2 tRNA genes and 2 rRNA genes are annotated in these 5,083 nt (G+C 51.1%); all 4 read left to right on the top strand.

The features are described from left to right. Positions 1-91 precede the first annotated feature (91 nt). The 4 genes from HFRIS_RS24245 to HFRIS_RS24230 all read left to right on the top strand — a co-directional run bounded on the left by HFRIS_RS24245 (position 92) and on the right by HFRIS_RS24230 (position 5,060). A 16S ribosomal RNA gene (locus HFRIS_RS24245) occupies positions 92-1,624 on the top strand. Between the two features lie 119 nt (positions 1,625-1,743). Next, positions 1,744-1,820: transfer RNA gene (locus HFRIS_RS24240), tRNA-Ile, on the top strand. A gap of 7 nt (positions 1,821-1,827) precedes the next feature. Next, positions 1,828-1,903 (top strand) — tRNA-Ala (locus HFRIS_RS24235). 285 nt (positions 1,904-2,188) lie between these two features. Continuing rightward, positions 2,189-5,060, top strand: a 23S ribosomal RNA gene (locus HFRIS_RS24230). Together the 16S and 23S rRNA genes with 2 tRNA genes alongside form the textbook arrangement of a ribosomal RNA operon. Positions 5,061-5,083 lie beyond the last annotated feature (23 nt).

Genomic DNA, 5,083 nt, shown 5'->3' with positions numbered 1-5,083 from the left:
AAATATAGGTAAGATCGCAAGAAATTACCTGTCAGTATTTTGAGAGAGCGATGCCCTTCGGGGTAGCCAGAAATGGCACAAAACAGAGATTAAACTAAAGAGTTTGATCCTGGCTCAGATTGAACGCTGGCGGCATGCCTTACACATGCAAGTCGAACGGCAGCATAGGAGCTTGCTCCTGATGGCGAGTGGCGAACGGGTGAGTAATATATCGGAACGTGCCCTAGAGTGGGGGATAACTAGTCGAAAGACTAGCTAATACCGCATACGATCTACGGATGAAAGTGGGGGATCGCAAGACCTCATGCTCCTGGAGCGGCCGATATCTGATTAGCTAGTTGGTGGGGTAAAAGCTCACCAAGGCGACGATCAGTAGCTGGTCTGAGAGGACGACCAGCCACACTGGGACTGAGACACGGCCCAGACTCCTACGGGAGGCAGCAGTGGGGAATTTTGGACAATGGGGGCAACCCTGATCCAGCAATGCCGCGTGAGTGAAGAAGGCCTTCGGGTTGTAAAGCTCTTTTGTCAGGGAAGAAACGGTTCTGGATAATACCTGGAGCTAATGACGGTACCTGAAGAATAAGCACCGGCTAACTACGTGCCAGCAGCCGCGGTAATACGTAGGGTGCAAGCGTTAATCGGAATTACTGGGCGTAAAGCGTGCGCAGGCGGTTGTGTAAGTCAGATGTGAAATCCCCGGGCTCAACCTGGGAATTGCATTTGAGACTGCACGGCTAGAGTGTGTCAGAGGGGGGTAGAATTCCACGTGTAGCAGTGAAATGCGTAGATATGTGGAGGAATACCGATGGCGAAGGCAGCCCCCTGGGATAACACTGACGCTCATGCACGAAAGCGTGGGGAGCAAACAGGATTAGATACCCTGGTAGTCCACGCCCTAAACGATGTCTACTAGTTGTCGGGTCTTAATTGACTTGGTAACGCAGCTAACGCGTGAAGTAGACCGCCTGGGGAGTACGGTCGCAAGATTAAAACTCAAAGGAATTGACGGGGACCCGCACAAGCGGTGGATGATGTGGATTAATTCGATGCAACGCGAAAAACCTTACCTACCCTTGACATGGATGGAATCCCGAAGAGATTTGGGAGTGCTCGAAAGAGAGCCATCACACAGGTGCTGCATGGCTGTCGTCAGCTCGTGTCGTGAGATGTTGGGTTAAGTCCCGCAACGAGCGCAACCCTTGTCATTAGTTGCTACGAAAGGGCACTCTAATGAGACTGCCGGTGACAAACCGGAGGAAGGTGGGGATGACGTCAAGTCCTCATGGCCCTTATGGGTAGGGCTTCACACGTCATACAATGGTACATACAGAGGGCCGCCAACCCGCGAGGGGGAGCTAATCCCAGAAAGTGTATCGTAGTCCGGATTGGAGTCTGCAACTCGACTCCATGAAGTTGGAATCGCTAGTAATCGCGGATCAGCATGTCGCGGTGAATACGTTCCCGGGTCTTGTACACACCGCCCGTCACACCATGGGAGCGGGTTTTACCAGAAGTGGGTAGCCTAACCGTAAGGAGGGCGCTCACCACGGTAGGATTCGTGACTGGGGTGAAGTCGTAACAAGGTAGCCGTATCGGAAGGTGCGGCTGGATCACCTCCTTTCTAGAGTGCGCACGAAGTTAAGCGTCCACACTTATCGGCTGTAAATCAAGAACAGTTATTTGGTGAAGCACGGTCAAGTGGCACAACGTCACTGACTGGCTACTGATACTGATCCAAGCGGGTCTGTAGCTCAGCTGGTTAGAGCACCGTGTTGATAACGCGGGGGTCGTTGGTTCGAGCCCAACCAGACCCACCAAGGTTTCGGGGGTTTAGCTCAGCTGGGAGAGCACCTGCTTTGCAAGCAGGGGGTCGTCGGTTCGATCCCGTCAACCTCCACCAAGAAATGTCAAACCTAAGTCAGCGTTCAGCGTATGGCGTAGTGATTTAGGTTTGATCTTTTACGATCAATGGCTGTTTTTGTTCTTTAACAATCTGGAAGAAGTAAAGATTCATTTAAACGATCGCCAGGACTTCGGTTCTCGCGAAAGTAAAAATGGGTGTGATTGTATCAATCAAAGTATTACGAAGTGATCTTAGCAATTAGAAGACTTACTTTGGAATACGGCAAACGCTAAAACTCAACGCTTCTTTATAACGCTCTTGCAAAAGAGGCTAACGTTATAGGAACAAGCGAATAAGTGCACATGGTGGATGCCTTGGCGATTACAGGCGATGAAGGACGTAGTAGCTTGCGATAAGCTGCGGGGAGCTGGCAAACGAGCTTTGATCCGCAGATTTCCGAATGGGGAAACCCGGCCGTAAGGTCATCGTTATCTGAATACATAGGGTAACGAAGCGAACGTGGCGAACTGAAACATCTAAGTAGCTACAGGAAAAGAAATCAACCGAGATTCCCAAAGTAGTGGCGAGCGAAATGGGATCAGCCTGCAAGATTTAGCATCAACGATAGCAAAACGGAATGGAAAGTCCGGCCATAGTGGGTGATAGCCCCGTATGCGAAATCGATGGTGTGGAACTAGGCTTGCGACAAGTAGGGCGGGACACGTGAAATCCTGTCTGAACATGGGGGGACCATCCTCCAAGGCTAAATACTCGTAATCGACCGATAGTGAACCAGTACCGTGAGGGAAAGGCGAAAAGAACCCCGGAAGGGGAGTGAAATAGATCCTGAAACCGTGTGCATACAAACAGTAGGAGCCTCGAAAGGGGTGACTGCGTACCTTTTGTATAATGGGTCAGCGACTTACATTCAGTGGCAAGCTTAACCGAATAGGGAAGGCGTAGAGAAATCGAGTCCGAATAGGGCGTTCAGTCGCTGGGTGTAGACCCGAAACCAAGTGATCTATCCATGGCCAGGTTGAAGGTGCGGTAACACGCACTGGAGGACCGAACCCACTAATGTTGAAAAATTAGGGGATGAGCTGTGGATAGGGGTGAAAGGCTAAACAAACTTGGAAATAGCTGGTTCTCTCCGAAAACTATTTAGGTAGTGCCTCAAGTATCACCATCGGGGGTAGAGCACTGTTATGGCTAGGGGGTCATCGCGACTTACCAAACCATTGCAAACTCCGAATACCGATGAGTGCGAGCTTGGGAGACAGACGCCGGGTGCTAACGTCCGACGTCAAGAGGGAAACAACCCAGACCGCCAGCTAAGGTCCCAAAGATTGGCTAAGTGGAAAACGAAGTGGGAAGGCTAAAACAGTCAGGAGGTTGGCTTAGAAGCAGCCATCCTTTAAAGAAAGCGTAATAGCTCACTGATCGAGTCGTCCTGCGCGGAAGATGTAACGGGGCTAAGCCAGTCACCGAAGCTGCGGATATCCGTAAGGATATGGTAGGAGAGCGTTCTGTAAGCCTGTGAAGGTGTCTTGTAAAGGATGCTGGAGGTATCAGAAGTGCGAATGCTGACATGAGTAGCGATAATGCGGGTGAAAAGCCCGCACGCCGTAAGCCCAAGGTTTCCTGTTCAACGTTCATCGGAGCAGGGTGAGTCGGCCCCTAAGGCGAGGCAGAGATGCGTAGCTGATGGGAAGCAGGTTAATATTCCTGCACCGTCGTTAGATGCGATGGGGGGACGGATCGCGGAAGGTTGTCCGGGTGTTGGAAGTCCCGGTTCTTGTATCGAAGAAGGCTGTTAGGCAAATCCGGCAGCGTAATTCAAGGGTATGAGACGAGCGAACTTGTTCGCGAAGCAATCGGAAGTGGTTCCAAGAAAAGCCTCTAAGCTTCAGTCTAACGAGACCGTACCGCAAACCGACACAGGTGGGCGAGATGAGTATTCTAAGGCGCTTGAGAGAACTCGGGAGAAGGAACTCGGCAAATTGGTACCGTAACTTCGGGATAAGGTACGCCCAAGTAGTTTGACTGGCCTGCGCCAGAAGGACAAAAGGGTTGCAATAAAATGGTGGCTGCGACTGTTTAATAAAAACACAGCACTCTGCAAACACGAAAGTGGACGTATAGGGTGTGACGCCTGCCCGGTGCTGGAAGATTAAATGATGGGGTGCAAGCTCTTGATTGAAGTCCCAGTAAACGGCGGCCGTAACTATAACGGTCCTAAGGTAGCGAAATTCCTTGTCGGGTAAGTTCCGACCTGCACGAATGGCGTAACGATGGCCACACTGTCTCCTCCCGAGACTCAGCGAAGTTGAAATGTTTGTGATGATGCAATCTACCCGCGGCTAGACGGAAAGACCCCATGAACCTTTACTGTAGCTTTGCATTGGACTTTGAACCAATCTGTGTAGGATAGGTGGGAGGCTTTGAAGCAGGAACGCTAGTTTCTGTGGAGCCAACCTTGAAATACCACCCTGGTTTGTTTGAGGTTCTAACCTTGGTCCGTTATCCGGATCGGGGACAGTGCATGGTAGGCAGTTTGACTGGGGCGGTCTCCTCCCAAAGTGTAACGGAGGAGTTCGAAGGTACGCTAGGTACGGTCGGACATCGTGCTAATAGTGCAATGGCATAAGCGTGCTTAACTGCGAGACTGACAAGTCGAGCAGGTACGAAAGTAGGACATAGTGATCCGGTGGTTCTGTATGGAAGGGCCATCGCTCAACGGATAAAAGGTACTCTGGGGATAACAGGCTGATTCCTCCCAAGAGTTCATATCGACGGGGGAGTTTGGCACCTCGATGTCGGCTCATCACATCCTGGGGCTGTAGCCGGTCCCAAGGGTATGGCTGTTCGCCATTTAAAGTGGTACGTGAGCTGGGTTTAAAACGTCGTGAGACAGTTTGGTCCCTATCTGCCGTGGGCGTTGGAAGTTTGAAGGGGGCTGCTCCTAGTACGAGAGGACCGGAGTGGACGAACCTCTGGTGTATCGGTTGTCACGCCAGTGGCATTGCCGAGTAGCTAAGTTCGGAAGAGATAACCGCTGAAAGCATCTAAGCGGGAAACTCGCCTTGAGATGAGACTTCCCGGGAACTAGATTCCCCTAAAGGGTCGTTCGAGACCAGGACGTTGATAGGTCAGGTGTGGAAGCGCAGTAATGCGTTAAGCTAACTGATACTAATTGCCCGTGCGGCTTGTTCCTATAACATTAGCTCTGTTATAGAC

Origin of the sequence: Herbaspirillum frisingense GSF30, assembly GCF_000300975.2 — a bacterium.
Classification (GTDB): domain Bacteria; phylum Pseudomonadota; class Gammaproteobacteria; order Burkholderiales; family Burkholderiaceae_D; genus Herbaspirillum; species Herbaspirillum frisingense.
The sequence above is the reverse complement of the archived record's forward strand: the minus strand, read 5'-3'. Positions and strand labels throughout refer to the sequence as shown.